At 72.5% G+C, this 20,135-nt stretch carries 16 protein-coding genes; 8 read left to right on the forward strand and 8 right to left on the reverse strand.

Annotation, left to right across the window (positions count from 1 at the left end; all coding sequences use genetic code 11):
* The 3 genes from D6689_02110 to D6689_02120 form a co-directional block, all read left to right on the forward strand.
* Window positions 1–1,360 (forward strand): VWA domain-containing protein (locus tag D6689_02110; GenBank protein RMH44509.1); only part of this gene is annotated, 1,360 nt, incomplete at its 5' end.
* Entirely contained in the window at window positions 934–2,187 is a 1,254-nt protein-coding gene (gene xrtK, locus D6689_02115; GenBank protein RMH44510.1) for an exosortase K, read from the forward strand. The genes D6689_02110 and xrtK, both read left to right, overlap by 427 nt.
* 20 nt (window positions 2,188–2,207) lie before the next feature.
* Window positions 2,208–2,858 (forward strand): hypothetical protein, encoded by a 651-nt coding sequence (locus D6689_02120; GenBank protein RMH44511.1) that lies wholly within the window; start codon window positions 2,208–2,210, stop codon window positions 2,856–2,858.
* Here the strand turns inward: D6689_02120 and D6689_02125 are convergent.
* The 5 genes from D6689_02125 to D6689_02145 all read right to left on the reverse strand — a co-directional run bounded on the left by D6689_02125 (window position 2,836) and on the right by D6689_02145 (window position 9,118).
* Window positions 2,836–3,774 carry an RluA family pseudouridine synthase gene (locus D6689_02125; GenBank protein RMH44522.1) on the reverse strand — a complete coding sequence of 313 codons (939 nt, stop codon included), beginning with the start codon at window positions 3,772–3,774 and terminating at the stop codon, window positions 2,836–2,838. The two genes, D6689_02120 and D6689_02125, sit on opposite strands and share 23 nt — an antisense overlap.
* Window positions 3,768–4,034, reverse strand: coding sequence for a hypothetical protein (locus tag D6689_02130; protein RMH44523.1), 267 nt, complete (start codon window positions 4,032–4,034; stop codon window positions 3,768–3,770). Before D6689_02130 ends, D6689_02125 begins: the two co-directional genes overlap by 7 nt.
* Before the next feature lie 11 nt (window positions 4,035–4,045).
* The gene (locus D6689_02135; protein ID RMH44512.1) at window positions 4,046–5,944 is read right to left on the reverse strand and encodes a hypothetical protein; all 1,899 of its coding nucleotides are present in this window, start codon (window positions 5,942–5,944) and stop codon (window positions 4,046–4,048) included.
* Window positions 5,945–6,141: 197 nt separating this feature from the next.
* Window positions 6,142–7,791, reverse strand: coding sequence for a hypothetical protein (locus D6689_02140; protein ID RMH44513.1), 1,650 nt, complete (start codon window positions 7,789–7,791; stop codon window positions 6,142–6,144).
* On the reverse strand, window positions 7,706–9,118 hold the full coding sequence (locus D6689_02145) for an L-seryl-tRNA(Sec) selenium transferase (GenBank protein ID RMH44514.1): 1,413 nt from the start codon (window positions 9,116–9,118) through the stop codon (window positions 7,706–7,708). Before D6689_02145 ends, D6689_02140 begins: the two co-directional genes overlap by 86 nt.
* Here D6689_02145 and D6689_02150 point away from each other — a divergent pair.
* The 4 genes from D6689_02150 (at window position 9,117) to rsmI (ending at window position 15,492) form a co-directional block, all read left to right on the forward strand.
* Window positions 9,117–11,480: a GAF domain-containing protein gene (locus D6689_02150; GenBank protein ID RMH44515.1), complete on the forward strand. Its 2,364-nt coding sequence runs from the start codon at window positions 9,117–9,119 to the stop codon at window positions 11,478–11,480. The genes D6689_02145 and D6689_02150 overlap by 2 nt on opposite strands.
* Window positions 11,477–12,928, forward strand: coding sequence for a sigma-54-dependent Fis family transcriptional regulator (locus D6689_02155; protein ID RMH44516.1), 1,452 nt, complete (start codon window positions 11,477–11,479; stop codon window positions 12,926–12,928). Before D6689_02150 ends, D6689_02155 begins: the two co-directional genes overlap by 4 nt.
* 250 nt (window positions 12,929–13,178) lie before the next feature.
* A complete protein-coding gene (locus D6689_02160) occupies window positions 13,179–14,612 on the forward strand; it encodes a hypothetical protein (GenBank protein RMH44517.1) in 1,434 nt (477 codons plus the stop codon).
* Between the two features lie 40 nt (window positions 14,613–14,652).
* Window positions 14,653–15,492: a 16S rRNA (cytidine(1402)-2'-O)-methyltransferase gene (rsmI, locus tag D6689_02165; protein RMH44524.1), complete on the forward strand. Its 840-nt coding sequence runs from the start codon at window positions 14,653–14,655 to the stop codon at window positions 15,490–15,492.
* 139 nt (window positions 15,493–15,631) lie between these two features.
* Here the strand turns inward: rsmI and D6689_02170 are convergent, their stop codons facing one another.
* Window positions 15,632–16,765 carry a sigma-70 family RNA polymerase sigma factor gene (locus D6689_02170; GenBank protein ID RMH44518.1) on the reverse strand — a complete coding sequence of 378 codons (1,134 nt, stop codon included), beginning with the start codon at window positions 16,763–16,765 and terminating at the stop codon, window positions 15,632–15,634.
* 31 nt (window positions 16,766–16,796) lie between these two features.
* On the opposite strand from D6689_02170, the gene D6689_02175 reads away from it, so the two are divergent.
* Window positions 16,797–17,327, forward strand: coding sequence for a hypothetical protein (locus D6689_02175; GenBank protein ID RMH44519.1), 531 nt, complete (start codon window positions 16,797–16,799; stop codon window positions 17,325–17,327).
* A gap of 109 nt (window positions 17,328–17,436) precedes the next feature.
* Here the strand turns inward: D6689_02175 and D6689_02180 are convergent, their stop codons facing one another.
* Complete coding sequence (locus tag D6689_02180) at window positions 17,437–18,720, reverse strand: sodium:proton exchanger (GenBank protein ID RMH44520.1); 1,284 nt, start codon at window positions 18,718–18,720, stop codon at window positions 17,437–17,439.
* Window positions 18,717–20,132, reverse strand: coding sequence for a hypothetical protein (locus D6689_02185; GenBank protein RMH44521.1), 1,416 nt, complete (start codon window positions 20,130–20,132; stop codon window positions 18,717–18,719). Before D6689_02185 ends, D6689_02180 begins: the two co-directional genes overlap by 4 nt.
* Window positions 20,133–20,135: the final 3 nt, after the last annotated feature.

Genomic DNA, 20,135 nt, shown 5'->3' on the forward strand with positions numbered 1-20,135 from the left:
CCAGCCGCCCACCTACGCGTTCGATCTGAACGTGTCCGTCGCCGCGGGCATGCCGATCCGAGCGCTGGCGTCGCCGTCGCACGCGATCCGCACCGCGTGGGGGCCGGGCAGGCGCGAGGCCCGCGTCCAGCTCGACCCGAGCGAGGCGCTCGGCGGCAACCGCGACTTCGTGCTGCGCTATCGTCTCGCCGACGCCGACCTCGCGTCCGGCATGCTGCTGTACGACGGCGGCGACGAGCGGTTCTTTCTGATGACGGTGCAGCCGCCGCCGCGCCCACCGGCGGACATGGTGCCGCCGCGCGAGTACGTGTTCATCGTCGACGTGTCCGGGTCGATGTCCGGTTTCCCGCTCGACACAGCCAAGGCGTTGATGCGCGACCTCGTCGCCGGGCTGCGGCCGACCGACCAGTTCGACGTCGTGCTGTTCGCCGGCGCGTCGTCCGTCTACAGCGACGTGTCGGTGCCCGCAGCGCGCGACCGGATCGCCGACGCGCTGGCGTGGATCGATCGGCAAGGCGCGGGCGGCGGCACCGAGCTTCTGCCGGCGCTGCAGACCGCGTTCGACCTGCCGCAGCCGAGGGCCGGCGTCGCGCGCACGTTCGTCGTGATCACCGACGGCTACATCGCCGAAGAACCCGAGGTGTTCGACACGATCCGCCGCCGCGCGGGCGACGCCAACGTGTTCGCGTTCGGCATCGGCGACGGCGTCAACCGCCACCTGATCGAAGGGATCGCGCGCGCCGGCCGCGGCGAGCCGTTCGTCGTGGACTACCCCGGCAGCGCGACGGCCGCCGCCGCGCGGTTTCGCGACTACGTCGCCGCGCCCGTGCTCACCGACATCGAGATCGCGTTCGACGGCTTCGACGCGTACGACGTCGAGCCGATCGCGCCGCCGGACGTGTTCGCCCAACGGCCCTTGGTCGTGTTCGGCAAGTGGCGCGGGACGCCGCGCGGGACGATCCGCGTCACCGGCGTGTCCGGCCGCGGCCGCTTCGTCGACACGCTCGACGTCGGCCAGTTCACGCCCGACCCGCGCAACCGCGCGCTCGCCCTGCTGTGGGCGCGCGACCGCATCGCGCGCCTGTCCGACTACGCGACCGGCGACGCCCACCGCGACGAAGTGCTCGCCCTCGGCCTGCGCTACAACCTGCTCACCAAGTACACGTCGTTCGTCGCGGTCCATCACGTCGTGCGCGCGGCGCAGGCCGCCGTCCCGGTCGATCAACCGCTGCCGCTGCCCGCCGGCGTGAGCGACACCGCGATCGGGGTCGGCTCCGAGCCGCCGCTGGCGCCCCTTCTGGCCGCGCTCGCGCTCGCGGCGGCGTTCGTTGCGGCGCGCCGCCGCCGGGAGGCCCCGTGACCGCCGCGGCGCTCGCCCGCCGGCCGCGCGCGGACGCCGCGCTCGCGTGGCGCGCGGCCGCCGCCGTCGCCGCCGCCGCCGTCGTCTACGCCGGCAAGGCGCACTATCGCGATGCGACCGCCGCCGATCTCGCGTGGATCCTCGCGCCGACCGCGCGCGCGGTGTCGTGGGCCGTCGGCGGCGCGTTCGCGTTCGAGCCGGGCGCCGGCTGGGTGAGCGCCGACTACCGGTACATCATCGCGCCGAGTTGCGCGGGCGTGAACTTCGCGCTCGCCGCGTTCGTCGCGGTCGTCCTGGTGTGGCTGCCGGGCGTGCGCGGGCCGCGGTCCGCCGCGGCTCGCGTCGCCGGCGCCGCCGCGGTCGCCTACGCCGCGGCGCTGGCGGCCAACGCGGTGCGGCTGTCGCTCGCGATCGCGCTCCACCTGCGCTGGATCGACGCGCGCGGCGCCGACCCCGCGGCGCTGCACCGCGCCGTGGGGATCGCGGTATACCTCGCCGGCCTCGCCGGCGTGACCGCGGCCGCGCGCGCGCTGGACCGCTCCGCCGCGCGCCCGCCGGCCGCGCGCGCGCTGGCCGCGGCGATCGGCGCCTACCTGGCGATCGCTCTCGCGGTGCCGGCGCTGCGCGGCGCCGCCGGCCGGCCGGGGTTCGCCCGTCACGCCGCCTGGGTGCTCGGCGGCTGCGCGATCCTCGCCGGCGTCGCCGCGGCCGCGGCCGCCATCCGCCGGCTCGCGCGGCGCGGGCCGAGTGAATCATCCCGGCCCGCCGCGCGTTCAACGGAGGCCGCTCCGGCGGCGCTCTCGTCGTCCCGAGGAGGTTCCACATGACCTGTCGCGTTGCACTCCGCGTGCCCGTCGCTGTCGCCGTGTGCGCCGGCGCGCTGGCCGCCGCGCCCGCCGCCCGCGCCGACCAGTGCGCCTGGGTCGAACCCGAGGTCGCCGCCCGGGCGAGACACATCGTCGCCCGCAACCCGAACTGGCTGCCGTGGTGCGAGCCGTGCGGCGAGCCCGCCCCGGGGACGCCGCGACGCGCGCAATCGGTCGTCGAGCGCCCGGTCGACCACGGCGATTGGCAGCTGTTCGTCGACGACGAGCCGGTCGACCTGGCCTACACGTTCGTCGAAGTCGCGCCGGGCCGGTTCGACAACCTCGCGCGGCTGGCGGGATGCGCCGCGTTCGGCGTGTCCGAGCACGTGCGCGTCGACCGCGTGACGCCGACCGGCGTGCTGCTGGCCGGATCGCCGGCACCGCCGCCAGCGGTCGTCGAGGCCGACCCGCCCGCGGTGTGCCCCGCCGCGGCGGCCTCCGTTCCGGTCGATCGGGGACCGCCTGCCCCGCCCGTTCCGGCGTGGCTCATGGCGCTCGCGTGGACCGGTGCGCTCGTACTCGGCGGCGCCGTCGGCGCGCTCGCCGGCGCGCTCGCCGTCCTGCACACGCGACGTTGCCGATGCAACGCAATTCCCCGCGCGATCGCCGTCAGCCGGCGAGCGCCGCGATGAGCCGCCGCATGTCGTCCGGCAGCGGCGACTCGAACCGCAAGGGCTCGCCGGTGATCGGGTGCGCGAACGCCAGCACCGCCGCGTGCAGCGCCTGCCGGTCGATCCGGTCCGCGAACGGCCGGCGGCGCCGGCCGTAGACCGCGTCGCCCACGACCGGCGAGCCGGCGTCCGCGAAGTGGACGCGGATCTGGTGGGTGCGGCCGGTGGCGAGCGTGCAGCGCACCACCGCCGCGCCGGCGAGGTCTTGCACCACGCGCCAGTGCGTCACCGCTCGCTTGCCGCGCGCCACCTTCGACGAGAACTTCTTGCGGTCGTTCGGGTGGCGGCCGTGCAGCGTGTCGAACACGCCCTCGCGCGCCCGCGGCGGCGGCGCCACCACCGCGATGTACTCGCGCTCGATCGCGCTGCCCTTGCCGGAGGCGAACCGGTCGACCAGTGCCCGGTGCGCCGCGTCGGTCTTGGTCGCGACCATCACGCCGGAGGTGTCCTTGTCGAGGCGATGGACGATGCCCGGGCGCAACGCCCCGCCGATCCCGGACAGGTCGCGGCAGTGCGCGAGCAGCGCGTTGACCAGCGTGCCGTCGGGATGGCCCGGCGCCGGGTGGACGACGAGCCCGGCCGGCTTGTCGATCGCGATCAGGTGCTCGTCCTCGTACAGCACCGTCAGCGGGATGTCCTGCGGCACCGCGCGCGCCTCGACCGGCGGGCGCACGACGACTTCGACCGCGTCGCCCGGGCGCAACCGATAGCCGGGGCGCGCGGCCGCGCCGTTGACGGTGACGTCGCCGGCGTCGATCAGGCGCTGCGCCTGCGCGCGCGACAGCGCGCGAACCCGGTCCGACACGATCCGGGCCACGAACTGGTCGAGCCGAACGCGATCGGCCCCCTCGAAGACGACCCGCTGGCGCGCTACCAGATCTTCGATTTGACGTGCCCCTTCGACTTGACCAGAACGTCCACGATCGCGCGGTCGTAGATGTTTTGCTCGAAGATCTCCGGGGTCACGCGGCTCTGGAACAACTCGCGACCCTCGTCGATCTCCTCTTTCATCACCTCGAACAGGGTGTCGTTGGCGATGCCTTCGAGGATCTTCGCCTCGTGGTACAGAGTGAGGTCCGACGCGATCGCCCGCGCAAGCTGGCGCGCGCGCTTCGGGTTGTCGATCGTGGTCGCCATGGATCGCCAGTTTACCAGCCGGGCGTGCCGCCTTCCACCTGCGACGGCCGCCACGGCGCGTCGAGGTCCGGCACCGCGACGTCCTCGCGCTCGAGCGACCGGCCCGCGCCGGGGTAGGCCGGGTCGTCGAAGCTGGTGACGATGCGGCCGCGTCCGTCGACCACGACCAGCGCATCGGCATAGTCGAGGTCGAGGCCGTCGGCCGCCACCGCGATACGCCCGCCGGCCGGCACCGCGCCGGACAGCGCGATCTCGCCGCCGTCGCGGCCGCACAGAACCAACCCGGCCAGCGGCGTGTCGCCGCCGTCGAGGTTCGCCAGCTCGACGAACGGATCGTCGCCCTCGCCCACGAACACCTCGCTGATCGCGACCGGCGCGAGCCCGGTCGTGTCGGTGTTGGGGCCGGCGCTGCGGTCGTACGCGCGGCGCCACGCGGCGTAGTAGTCGCGCGCGACCTGCGGGTCGCGCACGATGACGACGCTCTCGTCGTTGGACGTGGCCGCCTTTGCAGTCAAGTTGAACGAGCCAGTGATGACGGTGGCGCCGGGGGTGCCGTAGTCGATCACGATGACCTTGTTGTGCAGCAGCGCGTCGAAGTACGGGCGGCGCACGTCCAACCCGGCGCCGACGAGCGCGCCGTATTGCGTCGCCGCGTTGGCGGAGCGGCGGTCGACCACGCCGCGCACGTCGACGCCGCGGTCGGCAGCCGCGAGCAGCTCGGCGCCGATCTCCTCGTCGTAGAACGAAAACTGCGAAAAGTAGATGCTGCGCCGCGCCCCGCGGATCGCGTCGAGGATGTGTCGCCGCGGGTCGTCGGTCGGCGCAAAGTAGACCTCGATCCGCGCGCCGTCGACGTAGGCGACGTGACCGCCGCCGTCGCGTTTGCTCGGGCCGAACGCGCCGGCGAACATCTCGTCGACCTCCGCGGCGTGCGTCGCCGCGAGTGCGGGCGAATCGATGGACATCGCATTGTCCCAGGCGATGAATCCGCGGCCGTCCTCCGCCAGCGGGTTGTACGAGCCGGTCCACACCCACCGGCCGTCCCGAACCAGGAACTTGTTGTGCTGCCGTGCGGTGCGGCCGTCGCCGACGACGGCCACCCCCGCCGCGCGCAGGGTGCCGTACGCGCCGGCGTAGCTCGGGTCGTCGAGGTAGGTCGAGTCCGTCACCACGCGCACGCGCACGCCGCGCCGGGCGGCGTCCGCGAGCGCGGCGACGACCTGCGGGTGATCGATTTGGTACAGCGCCGCGTCGAGGGAGAAGCGGGCCTCCTCGATCCACGCGGCGAGCGCCGCGGGCAGCGGGTTGGCTGCCTGCACCCCCGGCAGCGCGAACCAGGTGCGAATGCGGCCGGTGTCGACCGCGTTGCGCACGCCCGCGGTCGCGCCGAACCGCGACAGTTGCCAGCGCGTCTTGAGCCGCCGCTCGACCGACACGCCCGGCGCCGCCGGCTCGGTGGCGTCCGCGCGGTCCGACACCCACAGATCGGGCGTGCGCACGATCAGCCGCTTGCTGTAGCGCAGCAGCGCATCCAGCGGCTTGGAGGTGGCTACCGCCGGCACCCAGGCCGGCAGGCGCGCGAGGACGTCCGAGCCGGCGTCGGCCACGACGGCGAGCCCGCCGGGCGGCACGACGTGGGCGCGGCCCGGATGCGGCTGGAGCACGACGCGGCGGTAGCTGAACGACACCCGGAAGTCGACCAGGTCCACGGGCGCGGCGCCGTCGTTGCGCAGCTCGACGAAGTCGTCGCCTACCTCGACGACGACGATCGGCCCGGCCATCGACTCGAACTTGCCGTCCCGGGTCTCGTCCCAGCCGCCCTCGGGCTCCGTCTCCTCGTAGCCCGCCTGTTCGGGTGCGCACGCCGCGGCCGCGACCCACACCGCCATCAGGTAGGAAAACCAACGCATCGCGCGCCCGCCATAGCAATCGGCGCGCCAGGCATTTCCTCTCAAATTCCCGTACGCTACGCGCCGGTCGGCCCCGTCGCGGTGGCAGCGCCAGCTGCCGTCGACGCCGCATGCGACACCCCCGGCGTCCGGGTGTCCACGAATGCGACAGTTTCGGCCACGGCGCGCCTGCGGCGTCCGAGCGGCCCCCGCCTCCGTCAGCCGGGCTGTGTCGCGGCGCGCGCCCGGCGAAACCGCGCCAGATACGTGTCGACGACGCGCTCCTCGTCCAGCTGCAGCATGCGGGCGATCTGAACGAGGAACCCGCGCACGTACACGGTGGCGGGCAGTTTGCGCACGTTCTCCTCCTCGATCGCCTCGAGGTAGGCCATCCCGATCTTGGTGCGCTCGGCGATCGCGCGCAGGTCGATGCCCATCGCCTCGCGCACCTCGCGAAGCAGCGCTCCGGTGAACTCGGTGTCCGGCGCGAGCGGCGGCGGCGACGGGCGCGGCGGCGGCGCGGGCTCGGCGGGCGCGGCGCGATCGACTGCCGCGAGCGCGTTGTCGCTGTCCTCGCGGCGCGCGGCCTGCGGCACGCCGCCCGGAAACAGCGCCTGATCGTAGGCCTTGCGCGACGTGGGGTCCATCAATGTCTCGTACGCCTCGTCGAGCTTGACGTGCAGGTCGTCGAGCCGCGATTTGTTGTACAGCGCACCGACCACCAGCGAGTCGCGCCCATACACCTCGCGCACCCGACGGTTCGCCCGCCGGATCTCCTCCTCGGTCGCACCGGGGTCGACGCCGAGCAGGTCGTAGTACGTCTCCGGGGACGCGGGCAACGCCGGCAGTTCGGCGGTGTCGCGGCCGACGAGCCGCCGCGCGACCTTTTCGAGGCAACGCGCGACCCGCGACTCGGGATGCTCGACGAGCAACGGCCGGCGCCGGCGCACCGACACGGATACCGCGTCGTCGTATTCGAGGTAGCCGAGCGGATCGACCGGCACGCCGAACCGGCGCTGCACCGCCCGCGCGAGATCGCCGCACAGCGCCATGTCGGCCTTGGACCGCGCCATGTTCACGACGAGCCGCGGGCGAAACCGGCGCATCTCCGCGTCCACCCGGTCCGCGAGCCCCTCGTCGAGGTCGCGCGCCCGGTCGCGGATGTCGATCGGCGACGGGATGCCCCCCTCGTACATGCGCAGCTCGTCCGCGGGGAAATCGGCGGCGGCGCCGATGCCCACCTTGCGAAGCCGGCGGACGAACGCGGCGCGCATCAGCCGGTAGCCGAGTTCGACCGCGGGCGGCTCCGGCACGACGACCACGACGCCGGCGTCGGCGACCAGAAACAGGTCCAGGGTCGTGCCGGCGGTGCCGCCGGCGAGGTCGAGTACGACCACGTCCGCGTCGATCTGGCGCAGTCGCGCGATCAGCTTGTTGACCTGCGCCGACTTGGGGTTCGCCGCGGTCGCGGGGTCGCCCTCGGCCGCGAGCAGCCCGAGCGACGGGATGCCCGTGTCGACGATCACCTGGTCGACCGGGACGCTCGCGTTGGCGAGCAACTGCGCGAGCGTGTGGTGCGGCCGCGGTACCCCGACGAACTGGTGCAGGTTGGCGCTGCCGAACGCCGCGTCGACGACTACGACGCGGCGGCCGAGCGTCGCGAGAAAGATGCCGACGTTGGCGGCCACCAGTGACTTGCCAGTCCCGCCTTTGCCGCTGGCGACGGCGATGATGCGAGGTCCGCCCTCGGGGGCTTCCTTTCCCGCCACAGCCGGCAGACTATCACAGCGAGCGGATCGCGTCGGCCACCGAGGCGACCTCGGCGTCGCGCACGGTGCGGACGTCGAGCCACACCTCGTCGTCCGCAATTCGACCGACGATCGGCACCGGCCGCGCGCGCAGCTTGCGGTCGATCGCGCCGGCGCTGCAGCCGGGCCGGTCGGGATCGCGCGGCCGCAGCGCGACCGCCCACGACGGCAGCGCCGCCCGCGGCATCGCGCCGCCGCCAACCGCCGAGTCGCACGCTCGAACCGCGACCGCCAGCCACGCCGGCGGTTCGCCGACCCGCGCGACGATCGCGTCGGCGCGCGCGCGAAGCTGCTCGGCGCCGGCGCGAAGCATCGCGATCGCCGGGATCTGATCGAGCGCCCCGTCGCGGTAGAGCGACGCGGTCGCCTCGAGCGCGGCGATCGTCATCTTGTCGGGGCGCAAGGCGCGCATCAGCGGATGGGCGCGGACCGCGGAGATCGCCGCCGCGCGCCCCGCGAGCACGCCGGCCTGCGGGCCCCCGAGCAGCTTGTCGCCGGAAAACGTCGCCAAGTCGACCCCGGTGGCGAGCGCCTCGCGGACGCTCGGCTCGCCCGGCAGGCCGATCGCCCGCTGGTCGGCGCTCGTAATCAGCGCACCGGATCCGAGATCGATCATCGTCGGCAGACCGTGCGCCCGGCCGATCGCGACCAGCTCGTCGAGTTCCACCTCGGCGGTAAAGCCGACCACATCGAAGTTGGACCGATGCACCTTCAATAAAAGTGCGGTGTCGTCACAAATTGCGGCCGTGTAGTCGCGGGCGTGGGTCTTGTTGGTGGTGCCAACCTCGACGAGGCGCGCGCCCGACAGGCGCATGACGTCGGGAATGCGAAACGACCCGCCGATTTCGACCAGCTCGCCGCGCGATACGACCACCTCGCGCCCGGCGGCGAGCGCCGACAGGGCGATCAGGACCGCCCCGGCGTTGTTGTTGACCACCGCGACGTCCTCGGCGCCGGTGAGGTCGCGCAACACGCCGGCCAGATGGGCGTGGCGCGACCCGCGGGAACGACCGTCCACGTCATACTCGAGGTTGCTGTAGCCGGTGGCGATCTCGCGGACGCGGTCCGCCGCCGCCTCCGGTAGCGGCGCGCGGCCCAGGTTCGTGTGCAGCACAACGCCGGTCGCGTTGATCACACGCCGCAACGACGGCCGGACCAGATCGCGAGCGATCGCCTCCACCTCGGCAGCGGTGACGTCGGGCCGCTCCGCCTCTCCCGCGAGGATCTGCCGGCGGCGCCGGTCGATCGCCCGCCGCGCCGCCTCCGCGACCGCCCAGCGCGGCGCCGCGATCGCCGCCACGTCCGACTCGCGGAGCAGCGCGTCCACCTTCGGCAGCCGGCGAAGCAGTTGTTTGGTCTGCGCGTTCACCGGCCGCCAGGCTACCATGTCGACCGGGGCCCGCGCGGCGGGTCGTCACGCGCGCATGAACATCCTCGCCACATCGTCGCTGCTCGCGGCGCTCGTCACCCTCGCGATCGGCGCGTCCGTGCTGCTGCGCGACCGGACCCGCAAGACCTACACATCGTTCGCGTCGTTCACGTTCACGCTCGCGCTGTGGCACCTGCTGAACTTCGTCGCCCGCGCGACCGGCAGCGAGCTGTTCGCGTGGCTCGCGCTGTGGCCGGCGGCCACGATCCCGCCGACCGCGTTGCGGTTCTTCCGCCACTTCTTGGCGGAGCCGCGCCTCGGCGGCAAACCGCGGCCGCCGCGGGTCACGCTCGTATGGACGGTCGCCGCCTATCTGGCCCTGATCTACTCGGCGATCCGCGCGCTCACCGGCCGGACGCCGATCCACGGCGAGTTGTGGTTCCAGATCCCGTTTGGCGCCTACGTGTTCGGCGGGCTGTACCGGTGCGTCCTCGATCTCTACCTGCAGTACCGCGCCACCGTCACGAAGGTCGAAAAGACGCGCATCCGCTACCTGATGCTGGGCGGCCTGGTGTCGATCACGCTCGCGCTCACCGACTACCTGCCGCAGAGGTTCGGCATCGCATGGCCCACGATCGGCAACGTCCTCACCATCCTGTATCTGTACTTCCTGTCCCAGACGCTGTTTCGCTATCGCCTGCTCGACCTCAACGAACTGGTCGGCAAGATCGTCGTACTCGGCACGCTCGTCGTGCTGCTGTCCGCCGTGTACGGCCTATTGCTCGCGTGGGTCGGCGGCGGGCAAGAGGGCCTGTTCCTGCTCAACACCCTCGTCGCCTCGTTCGTGATTCTGATCCTGTTCGAGCCGGTCCGCACGCGGCTGGAAAACAGCATCAACCGGTGGCTGTTGCGCCAGCGCCACGAACTGCGCGGCCGCCTCGAGCGGTTGCGCGCGTCGCTCGTGAACGTGGTCAACGTCAACACGATGGTCCACATCATTCTCGCCGCACTCGAGGAGTCGCGGCGCGTCACCCACGCGTCGGTCTACCTGCTCGATTCCGACGGCGGCGGGTACGACCTGGCCGGTCACTACGGCGAAAAACCGATCGAGCGCATCGAGGCGGCGGCCTACCGGCCGCTGCTGGATCGGCTCCGCGAGGGGCCGATCGACATCGACACGCTCCGCCGCGAACTGGAGTTTCTCGAGGCGGCGAGCGCCAGCTCGCAAAAGACGGCCATCGAATCGCTCGACGCGATCGCGCGGGCGATGGACGACATGCACGCGTCCATCGTCGTGCCGATGCTCGGCTCCGAGGAGACGGAAAAAGGACCTTGGTTGCTCGGCTTGATCGCGGTGCGCGACGAGCGCGCCGACACCGCGTTCGGCGTCGACGAGATCGACCTGTTCGCGCAAGTGGCCGCGCAGGCGGCGCTGACGATCGAGAACACGCAGGCATTCGAACAAATGAAGGAGCGCGACCGCCTGGCCGACATCGGCCAGATGGCGGCCGGCCTCGCGCACGAGATCCGCAACCCGCTCGGCGCGATCAAGGGAGCCGCCCAGCTACTCGTCGGCCCCGATGGTGCGCCGATCAAGTCGCAGCAGGACATCAGCGAGTTCCTCGACATCATCATTCAGGAGACCGACCGCCTCAACAAGGTCGTGACCCAGTTTCTCGACTATGCCCGGCCGGCCCGCGGAGAGACGAGCGACCACGTCCAGGTCGACCTCAACGAAGTCGTCCGCAAGACGGTGCAACTGCTCGAGGCCAGCGACGATGCGGCCAACGTGGAGATCACCGTCAAGCTCGACGACCTGCTGCCGCCGGTCGCGGGCGATCCCGAGCAGCTCCGCCAGGTGTTCCTCAACCTCGGGCTCAACGCGCTCCAGGCGATGCCGGACGGCGGTCACCTCGAGATCATCACAACGCGGCGGCGGCGCAGCGCGCTCGGCTACGGCTCGTTTGCGGAGGTCCGGTTTCGCGACACCGGCCCGGGCATCCCCCGCGACAAGCGCAAGAACCTGTTCATCCCGTTTTACACGACCAAGCAGAAGGGCACCGGCCTGGGGCTCGCGATCTCGCAGCGCATCGTCACGCAGCACAACGGCACGATCGAGGTGCGCTCGCGCGAGGGCCACGGCGCGACCTTTTCCGTGTTCCTGCCGGCCCTGGGGCCGTCGCTGGCCCCGCGCACCGCCGAACAAGTCGCCGAATCGCCGACCCAGCCGCTGCACGCGCTCCGGGCCGACGTCGAGCCGGAGGAGCCGACCGATCCCGGCGCCGGCACCGACCCGGGCAGCGACCCGGGCCGGCCGCGCGCCGACACCGCCGAGCCGCACCGCACCAGGGGCTCAATGGTAGAGTCCGGCGAGGTATGACCGCCCATGGCCGCATTCTCGTCGCCGACGACGAGCGCAACCTCCGGCGCGTCCTGTCCGCGATCTTGCAGCGCGACGGCTACGAGGTCGTCGAAGCGACCGACGGCGCCGAGGCGCTCGAACGGCTCGACAGCGACATCGACGTCGTGATCACCGACCTCAAGATGCCTCGGGTCGACGGGATGGAGGTGCTCGAACAGGTCACGCGGCGCGAACCGGGCACGCCGGTCATCATGATCACGGCGTTTGGCACGGTCGACAATGCGGTCGCGTCGGTCAAGGCCGGCGCGTTCGACTACATCGAGAAGCCGTTCGACCAGGACCAGATCCGGCAGATCGTGGCGAAAGCGGTCAAGCAGAGCGCCGCGAACCGCCGCGCCCTGCGCGCGATCGCCGAGGAAGGTGAAGCCCGCGGCCGCTTCGGCCTCGTCGGCGACAGCCCGGAGATGCGGGACATCTACGACGTGATCGAAAAGGTCGCGGACACGCCGTCGACCGTGCTCATCACGGGGGAGTCCGGCACAGGCAAGGAGCTGGTCGCACGCGCGCTGCACGAGCACAGCGCGCGGCGCGACAAGCCGTTCATTCGCATCAACTGCGCGGCGATCCCAAAGACGCTCATGGAGTCGGAGCTGTTCGGCTACGAAAAGGGCGCGTTCACGGGCGCGACGAACTCCAAACCGGGACGATTCGAACTGGCCGATGGCGGTACGTTGTTTCTCGACGAGATCGGCGAGATTCCCGTCGAGATGCAGGTGAAGCTGCTGCGGGCGATCCAGGAGTCGGAGTTCGAGCGGGTCGGCGGCATCAAGACGCTCAAAGTGGACGTTCGGCTGGTGACGGCGACCAATCGCGACCTCGAGCAGGAAGTGCGCGCCGGGACGTTCCGCGAGGACCTGTACTACCGACTGAACGTCGTACCGATCCGCATTCCGCCGCTGCGCGAGCGCAAGTCGGATATCCCGCTGCTCGTCGACCACATCATCCGCAAGTTCAACTTGCGGCTGAAAAAGGATATCGCCGGCATATCGGACGCCGCGCTGGCCCGGCTGCAGGAGCACTCGTGGCCCGGCAACATTCGCGAGCTCGAGAACGTGCTCGAACGCACGCTGCTGTTCTGCAAGGGGGCCACGATCGATGTGACCGACCTGCCGGAGGAGTTGGGCGACGCGCCTGCGACCGGCGACCGCATTGCCAGCGAGCGGCGCCCCGCGGTCGCGGCCGGCGACCCGATCGCCAGCGGCCAGCCGGCGTCCCTCAAGGACATCGTTCGGGCGGAGACGACGCGAGTCGAAAAGGAGCTCATCGCCCGGGCGCTCGACGAAACCGGCGGCAACGTGACGCAGGCCGCAAAGCTGCTCAAGATCAGCCGCAAGAGTCTTCAGATGAAGATGAAGGAGTTCGGCTTGCGCGATCGCGAGGCGCCCGACCCGCCCGCGAAGTCGTAGACCGCCGCGAGGTCGCGCCCCGGTCGCGAGGCGCGGATCCGCACCGGATCCCGTCGCGGCGCCCGGCCGGCACCCGGCGGACGCCGTCGTCGTCGTCTCGCCCGGCGCGCTCGCCGGAAGGCCGCACGGGTGCCGCCCCGGTCGGCGCGCGAATCGGCGCGACACCCGGCCAGCGGCGGCGAACTCGGCCGGGCGCAACCGCCGCCGGGGACTTTGCCCGCGACACGGCTCTTGCTAGCATGGCTCGGCCTTGGCTCGCTGGATCCGATTGCTCGCCGCCGCGTGCGCGCTCGCACGCCCCGCCGTCGTTCGCGCCGACGGCGGCGACTACACGGAGATTGCGAGTTCGTTCGACGAGGACGACCCGTTCGACCTGCACGTGTCGATCGATTACGCCTATTCGAGCTACCGCGCCGGCATCAAACGCGAGATCGCGGGCGTGGTGGACCCGAACTTGGTCGACCGCACGGCGCTCGGCAAGGATCTCGTCTACGAGGGCACGCGCCACACGATCACGCCTCGGCTCACGGTCGGCCTCGCTCCGGACGTCGAGCTGTCGCTGGCGTTGCCGGTCGTGCTGCGCGACGCGTACACGCTGTCGTTCGATCGTACGGCCGGTAGCTGCGTGCTGCCGCCGGCACCCGGCGCCACCTGCGTCAACGCGCTCAACTCGACTACCGTGCAAGACGGCCTGTTGCCGCCGACCGGGTTCGACGCCGACGATCCCGGCGGCCCGGGCTTCACCGACCCGGACGATCCGACGATCTTTCGCGGCACGCCCCGCAAGGGACTCGACCAGCTCCACGTGGGCCTCGCGTGGGCGCCGATGAACCAGCGCCGCGACGACACGAAACCCACGTGGAAGATCGGTGCGCAGCTGCGCCTCGCGGTCGGCGACACCGCCGAGTTCGACCCGGAGCGGCCGTCCCGGTCGACCGGGGTCGGCCGCGGCCTGCACGAGGTGCGCCTGTGGACGTCGGTCGCGAAGCGCGCGGGGTGGGCGGAGCCGTTCGTCGAGCTGTGGTGGCAGGCGCCGATCGGCAAGACCGACGATTCTCACTTCGTCGAACTCGGGTTCGGCGAGGAGCGCGCTGCGGCCCAGCAGCTCGCGGGGGTACGCTTCGGCTTCGAGGGCGTCACCTGGGAACACGCCGCCGACTCCCAACGGATCGGTCTCGAGCTGTCGATGCTGGCCGAGGCGCACTTCGAGGGCCGGGATTACACGCCGATGTGGGAGGTGTTCCAACTCGCGGGAGATCCAGACCGCGCGCCCGACGGATCGGCCGGACCGGGACCGCTGGCGCTCGACGGCGACCCGGCGACGCCGGGCCTTCAAGGCGTGCGCCATCCCGGCGTGACGAACGTCGAAAACTACATGCGGTTCGCCGGACGCATTCGCATCAACGCCCAGCTCGGCGAACGGGTACGCTTCAGCGTCGGCGCGCAGATCGTCCACGATACGTCGCACCTCATCACGTTCGCCGACGCCGGCCGCGACCTGCCGCAGTGCGCAGCCGGCCAGACCTCGGGCTGCGAGCCGGACAACGACGACACCGTCGACCCGGACCAGCCGGAGGAGGTCAACCCGTACCACGTCCCGCTCATCGACCAGGCCGGCCACCGCTACAAGCAGGACGACACGTTCGACTACCAGGTGCTGGTCCGCGGCATGGTGCTGTTCTAAGGGGGCCCCGGTGCGGCCTGCCGCGACCGAGCCCGGCGTGCTGTACGTCGTCGCCACCCCGATCGGCAATCTCGAGGACATGTCGTACCGCGCGGTGCGCGTGCTCGGCGAGGTGGATGTCGTGGCAGCGGAGGACACCCGATCGGCGCGCACGCTGTTCGACCGGTTCGACATCCGGCCCAAGGAGGTGGTGAGCTACTTCGACGCCAACGAAGCCGAGCGCGCGAGCGAGCTGGTGGCACGCCTGCGAGCGGGCGCGTCGGTCGCCGTGATCTCGGAGGCGGGAACCCCGGGTGTGTCCGACCCCGGCTGGCGGCTGGTGGCCGCGGCGCGCGAGGCGGGCGTGCGGGTCGAGGTCGTACCGGGACCGGTCGCGGCGATCGCGGCGCTCGTCGGCAGCGGCCTGCCGACCGATCGCTTCATGGTCGTCGGCTTTCCGCCGCGCGAACCGGGGCCACGGCGGATGCTGTTCGGCCAGCTCCGCAGCCAGCGCGCGACGCTCGTGCTGTACGAGGCGCCCGGGCGGGTCGCGCAGACGCTCGCCGATCTGGCCGACGCCCTCGGCGGCGCGCGCCGCGCGGCGGTGTGCCGGGAGCTGACCAAGCTGCACGAGGAGACCGTCCGCGGAACGCTCGCGGAGTTGCACGACCGCTACGCGGCAGCTCCGCCGCGCGGCGAGTGCACCCTCGTGGTGGCCGGCGCGCGAGATGACGAGGCCGCTGACCAGGTCGACATCGCGGCCGAGCTGCGCGCGCTGCTCGACGCGGGCCTCGGGCCGAAGGACGCGGCCGCGCGCCTCGTCGTAGCGACCGGCAAGCCGCGCCGCGCGCTGTACCAGCTCGCGCTGTCGCTCCAACGCGAGCGCGAACGCGGCGAGTAGGCGGTGCGGGCGCGCATGAGACGCCCGCGAGTGTGCGCACCCGCCGCGACGCGCGCGACCTCCGGCCCCGTGGCGCGGCGTCTCCGGAATGTCGCGAGCCGGCCCCGCGAGCACGGGGCGCGGGCCGATGCGCTCCGGGTCAGTCGGGGGCCAGTTGGGAGATGTCGACCTCGCCGCCGAACTCGCGCTCGAGGTAGCCGCGCAGCCGGTCGAGCATGCGCTTTTCGATCTGGCGCGCGCGCTCGCGCGAGATGCCGTACATGTCGCCGATCTCCTGGAGCGTCATGGGCTCGTCGGTGAGCCAGCGCTTTTCGAACAGCGTCTTTTCGCGCCCCTCGAGCCCGGCGGCGAACGCCGTGAGCTTCTCGCGCAGCAGATCGCGAAACTCCCGGTCGGCGACGGCGACGTCGGGCCGGTATTCGTCGTCGCGCATCAGATCGAGCCGCGTGCGCGCACCGTCGTCGTCGCCGCCCACCGGCGCGTCGAGCGACGCGTCGGGCGCGGCCAGCCGGCGCTGCATCTCGACCACCGCGTCCTCGGGCACGTCGAGCCGCGCCGCGAGCAGCTTGGGCGTCGGCCGAAACCCCAACCGTTCGAGCTTCTCGCTCTCCTTGCGCAAGTTGTAGAACAACTTGCGCTGCGCTTGGGTCGTGCCGATCTTCACCAGCCGCCAGTTGTTCAATATGAACTTCAATATGTAGGCGCGAATCCACCACGCCGCGTACGACGACAGCTTCACCCCGCGGTGCGGATCGTACTTGCGCACCGCCTGCAGCAGGCCGATGTTGCCCTCCTGCACCAGGTCGAGGATGTTGCGGTACGCGCGGCGGTACTCGTAGGCGATCTTGACGACCAGGCGCAGGTTTGCCTCGACCAGCTGGCGCGCGGCATCGACGTCGCCCTGCTCGGCCCAGCGCACGGCGAGTTCGTGCTCCTGTTCGCGACTGAGCACCGGAATGGACCGGATCTCCTGCATGTAAGCGGCCATCGGGTCGTACTTCGCGACCGATTTGCCGCCGCCGGCCGCCGCGCGCAGCTCGACGTTGTCGGCATCGACGTCGATGAGCGGGATGGCGGGATCGTTCGCGGCGTCGTCGACGTCGTCGACGACGTCGAGCCCCTCGTCGAAGTCGTCGAGGTCGTCGGCGACCTCCACATCGACGACCTCCGGCTCGAGGACGTCTGCGTCGGCCGTTCGGCCCGCCGCCCCGCCCGCCGGTCGGTCCGTCCGGCGGCGCGGCCTCTTCCGCTTGTCCTCTCCCGTCTTTGCCATCGCGCTGCCGCGGCACTATACCCTACAACCGATGGCCCGCCGCCCCGCCCTGCCCGCCGGCTTGTACGTCGCCGGTCGCCGCGTCGTCGCCGTCGGCGACGCGTCCGCCCGCGAACCGGCGCTGCGCGCCGCCGGTGCGGTCGTCGACCGCGTCGCCGCGCGCGCGTGGACGCCCGATCGGTGCGCGGGCGCCTTCTTGGTGCTCTTGCCGGCGTCGCTGCCCGAGCCGGCCGCCCGCCGGATCGCGGCCGACGCCCGGCGCCGCGGTGTGCTCGTGTATGCCGAAGACCGCCCGGACCTATCCGACCTTGCGATGCCCGCGGTCGCCCGTCGCGGCGCGGTCGCGGTCGCGGTGTCCACCGACGGCGTCGCCCCGGCCCTCGCGGCGCGGCTGCGCGACGACCTCCAGACGCAGTTGGACGCCGCCGGCGGCGACCTCGACCGACTGGTCGACGGGTTCGAGGCAGCCCGCGGCCGAACCGGCAGCGCGCACCCGCCGGCGCCGCGCGTGCGCTGGACGGGCGAGATCCGCGTCGAGCCGGACGGCGGCGACCCGGCGTAGCCGCGGCCCATGCGGCGGCCGCCCCGCTCGATGGGCTCGCCGCCCCGGATCTGCCCGCGCCGGCCCACCTCGCCGGCGCGGACGAGCGCGATGCGCACGCGGCCCCAACCTACGCGCGCCGGCCCACCTCGCCGGCGCGGACCAGCGCGATGCGCAACAGGATCGGCGTGACGATCTGGTTGAGCGCGACGACGCCGAGCACCAGCGCCGCGAGTTCGTCGCCGATGCTCGCAAACGATCGGCGCAGGATCAGCGCGAGCGCGAGCGCCAACCCCGCCTGCGGCAGCAGGCCGACCCACACGTAGCGCTCGACGGCCGGCTCGGCGCTCGTGCGGCGCGCCGCGCGCCGGCAGCCCCACCAGAACACCGCGCCGCGCACGACCGCAATCACGGCGGCCGGCACCGCGACGCCCCACAGCAGGTCGAGCGCGAGCCCCGCGCCCGCGAGCGCGAAGAACACGAGGTACACCGGCAGGGACCCGGCCTCGAGTTCGTGGATCAACGACGTGGCGTCGATGCGCGACACGTTCTCGAGGTAGATGCCGGCGACGAGGGTGACGATCAACGGGTCGAGGTGGACCACCGCACCGACCTCGGACACGACGGCGCACACCAGGACGACGAACAGCACCGCACCTCGCTCGACCTTCGCGAGAAACAGCGCCAGGAGCACGCCGATGACCAGGCCGATGCCAGCCGAACCGAAGATCTCCCACGCGATCGTCGCGACCACCTGCCCCACGTCGACCGACCCTCCGCCGGCGGCGAGCTGCGCCAGCGGTGACACGAGCGCGTACAGCACGATCACCACCAGATCCGCGATGACGACGAGGGCGAGCATCGTCTGGCTCGCCGGGCCGTCCGCGCGCGTCTCCGACAACAGCGCCATGACCACGGCCGGCGACTGCGACGCGAGCGTCACGCCGACGATCGCGCTGAGCGCCAGGGCCGCCCCCGTCCCGATCCCGTCGAACGCCGGAATCAGCGGTTGGAGCGCGAACACCGTCGCGGTGAGAGCGACCGCGCCGGCGAGTACCGCCCACACGGTCATCGACCGAATCGTGCGCAGCAGCGGCTTCATGCGCCGCACGCTCAGTTCGCCGCCCGCGGTCAACGCGATCAGCGCGATCGCGACGCCGTTGACCATGCGCAGCGCGCCGGCCATGTCCATCGACACGAGGTCGAGGACGAACGGGCCGGCGACGACGCCAGCCGCGAGGTACCCGGTGAGCCGCGGCACGGCGATCGCGGCGCACAGCTCACCGGCGTACATCGCCGACAGCAACAGGAACCCGAAGGACAACTCCGCGTCGGCTACCGCGCGCGCGTCGGCAAAACTGCGGGTCGCGTGCATGAGCGCGCCGAGCGCGAACAACACGACGAGCGCCCTCACCGGAGGTCCTCCTCGCCGGAATGCGCGGCCGAGCCCGCGGCGGTCTCGTCGTTCGCCGGCACGTCGGTCGCGCCCCTCGCGGCGTCCGTCGCCGGAACATCCAGCGCGGCGGCCGCCGCCGGACCGTCCGGCGCGGCGCTCGCGACGGCGGCCGTCGCCGGGCCGTCCGGCGCGGCGCTCGCGGCGGCGGCGGCCGGGGCACCGCCGTCGCCGGCGGTGGTGCGCGCCGGTCCCGCGCCGCGGCCCGCCGGCACCGGCGCGTGCGGGCCGCCCGCCCCCGAATCGCGCGCGCCGGCTACCGCGGCCGCACCGCCGGTCGGCGCGGAGCCGGTCGCGCGGCCCGCCGGCTCCGACGGCTCTCCGGGCACGGATTGTTGCATCTGCTCCCGTTTGAGGTCGTCGCGCCGGGGCGCCACCAGTTGCACGAGAATCTCGCTGACGATCGCCGCACCGACTACGGCCGTGACCAGCCACGAGATCGTCTCGCCGGCGTACAGGCCGCGCACGCTCACGACGAGCGCAATCGACAGCACGCTCAGTGGCGCGACGATCGCCCGGTCGCCCGCCGGCTCGTCGCCGCGCCGGCGTACCGCACGCGCACTCGCCGCGCGGCCCGCGGCTTTGCCCACCAGCCGCGCGCCGACGAACACCGGAACGAGCGCCCACCCCCGCCAATCGTCGACGGCCCACAGCGCGCCCAGCACGATCAAGAACAGGTGATGAATCGGCCGCTCCAGCGCCCGGAACGTGTCCCACACCGCGGCGCGGTGCTCGCCGGGCAGGTTCGCGACGACCCAGCCGGCCAAGAAGCAGACGGCGATCGGCGACAGAAACAGGTAGCCCGCCACCCCCGACGCGAAGGCGATGAACCCGAGCGTGACGGCCAGTCGTTCGCCGGCCGACAATTCGTCGCGCAGCATCACGTACAACAGCAGGCCGAGCGCGAGCCCCGCGCCGAGTTGCACGAACACCCAGCCGGCGGCCGGCAACGCCCACGCGCCGCCGGCCGGCCGAAACACCGCGCCGAGCACGACCAGAGCGACGACGCCGGCGATCTCGTCGAGTTCGCCGACCACGGTGTCCACGTCGCCCAGTCGCGCCGCCCGGTCGCCGATTCCGAGCGTGTAGCGCGGCGCGGTCATCGCACCGCAGGCGCCGAGGACGACGACGTCGCGCCACACGGCCGGGCTGCCGGGGTCGCGGCCGAACGCGATGAGCGCGACGGCGCACGCCGCCGCCACCGCGACGAACGGCACCGCCGATTCGATCGCGACGATCAGCGCCGTGTGGCGTGGCACGCGATCGAGCGTGCGCACGTCGAACCGGTAGCCGACCATGAAGCCGATCCAACCGAGGCCGAGTTCGAGCACCGGCACGAGGCGGTCGACGACGTCCGGACCGAGGACGCCCACGTC

The sequence above is a fragment of the Deltaproteobacteria bacterium genome (assembly GCA_003696105.1).
In the GTDB taxonomy this organism is placed as follows: Bacteria; Myxococcota_A; Polyangia; order Haliangiales; family J016; genus J016.

Excerpts from the sequence above, each read along its gene's own strand:
- D6689_02130 (RMH44523.1), bottom strand. The coding sequence starts at position 4,034 with ATGGCGACCACGATCGACAACCCGAAGCGCGCGCGCCAGCTTGCGCGG.
- D6689_02135 (RMH44512.1), bottom strand. The coding sequence starts at position 5,944 with ATGCGTTGGTTTTCCTACCTGATGGCGGTGTGGGTCGCGGCCGCGGCG.
- D6689_02150 (RMH44515.1), top strand. The coding sequence starts at position 9,117 with ATGTCGACCGGGGCCCGCGCGGCGGGTCGTCACGCGCGCATGAACATC.
- D6689_02145 (RMH44514.1), bottom strand. The coding sequence starts at position 9,118 with ATGGTAGCCTGGCGGCCGGTGAACGCGCAGACCAAACAACTGCTTCGC.
- D6689_02155 (RMH44516.1), top strand. The coding sequence starts at position 11,477 with ATGACCGCCCATGGCCGCATTCTCGTCGCCGACGACGAGCGCAACCTC.
- D6689_02170 (RMH44518.1), bottom strand. The coding sequence starts at position 16,765 with ATGGCAAAGACGGGAGAGGACAAGCGGAAGAGGCCGCGCCGCCGGACG.
- D6689_02175 (RMH44519.1), top strand. The coding sequence starts at position 16,797 with ATGGCCCGCCGCCCCGCCCTGCCCGCCGGCTTGTACGTCGCCGGTCGC.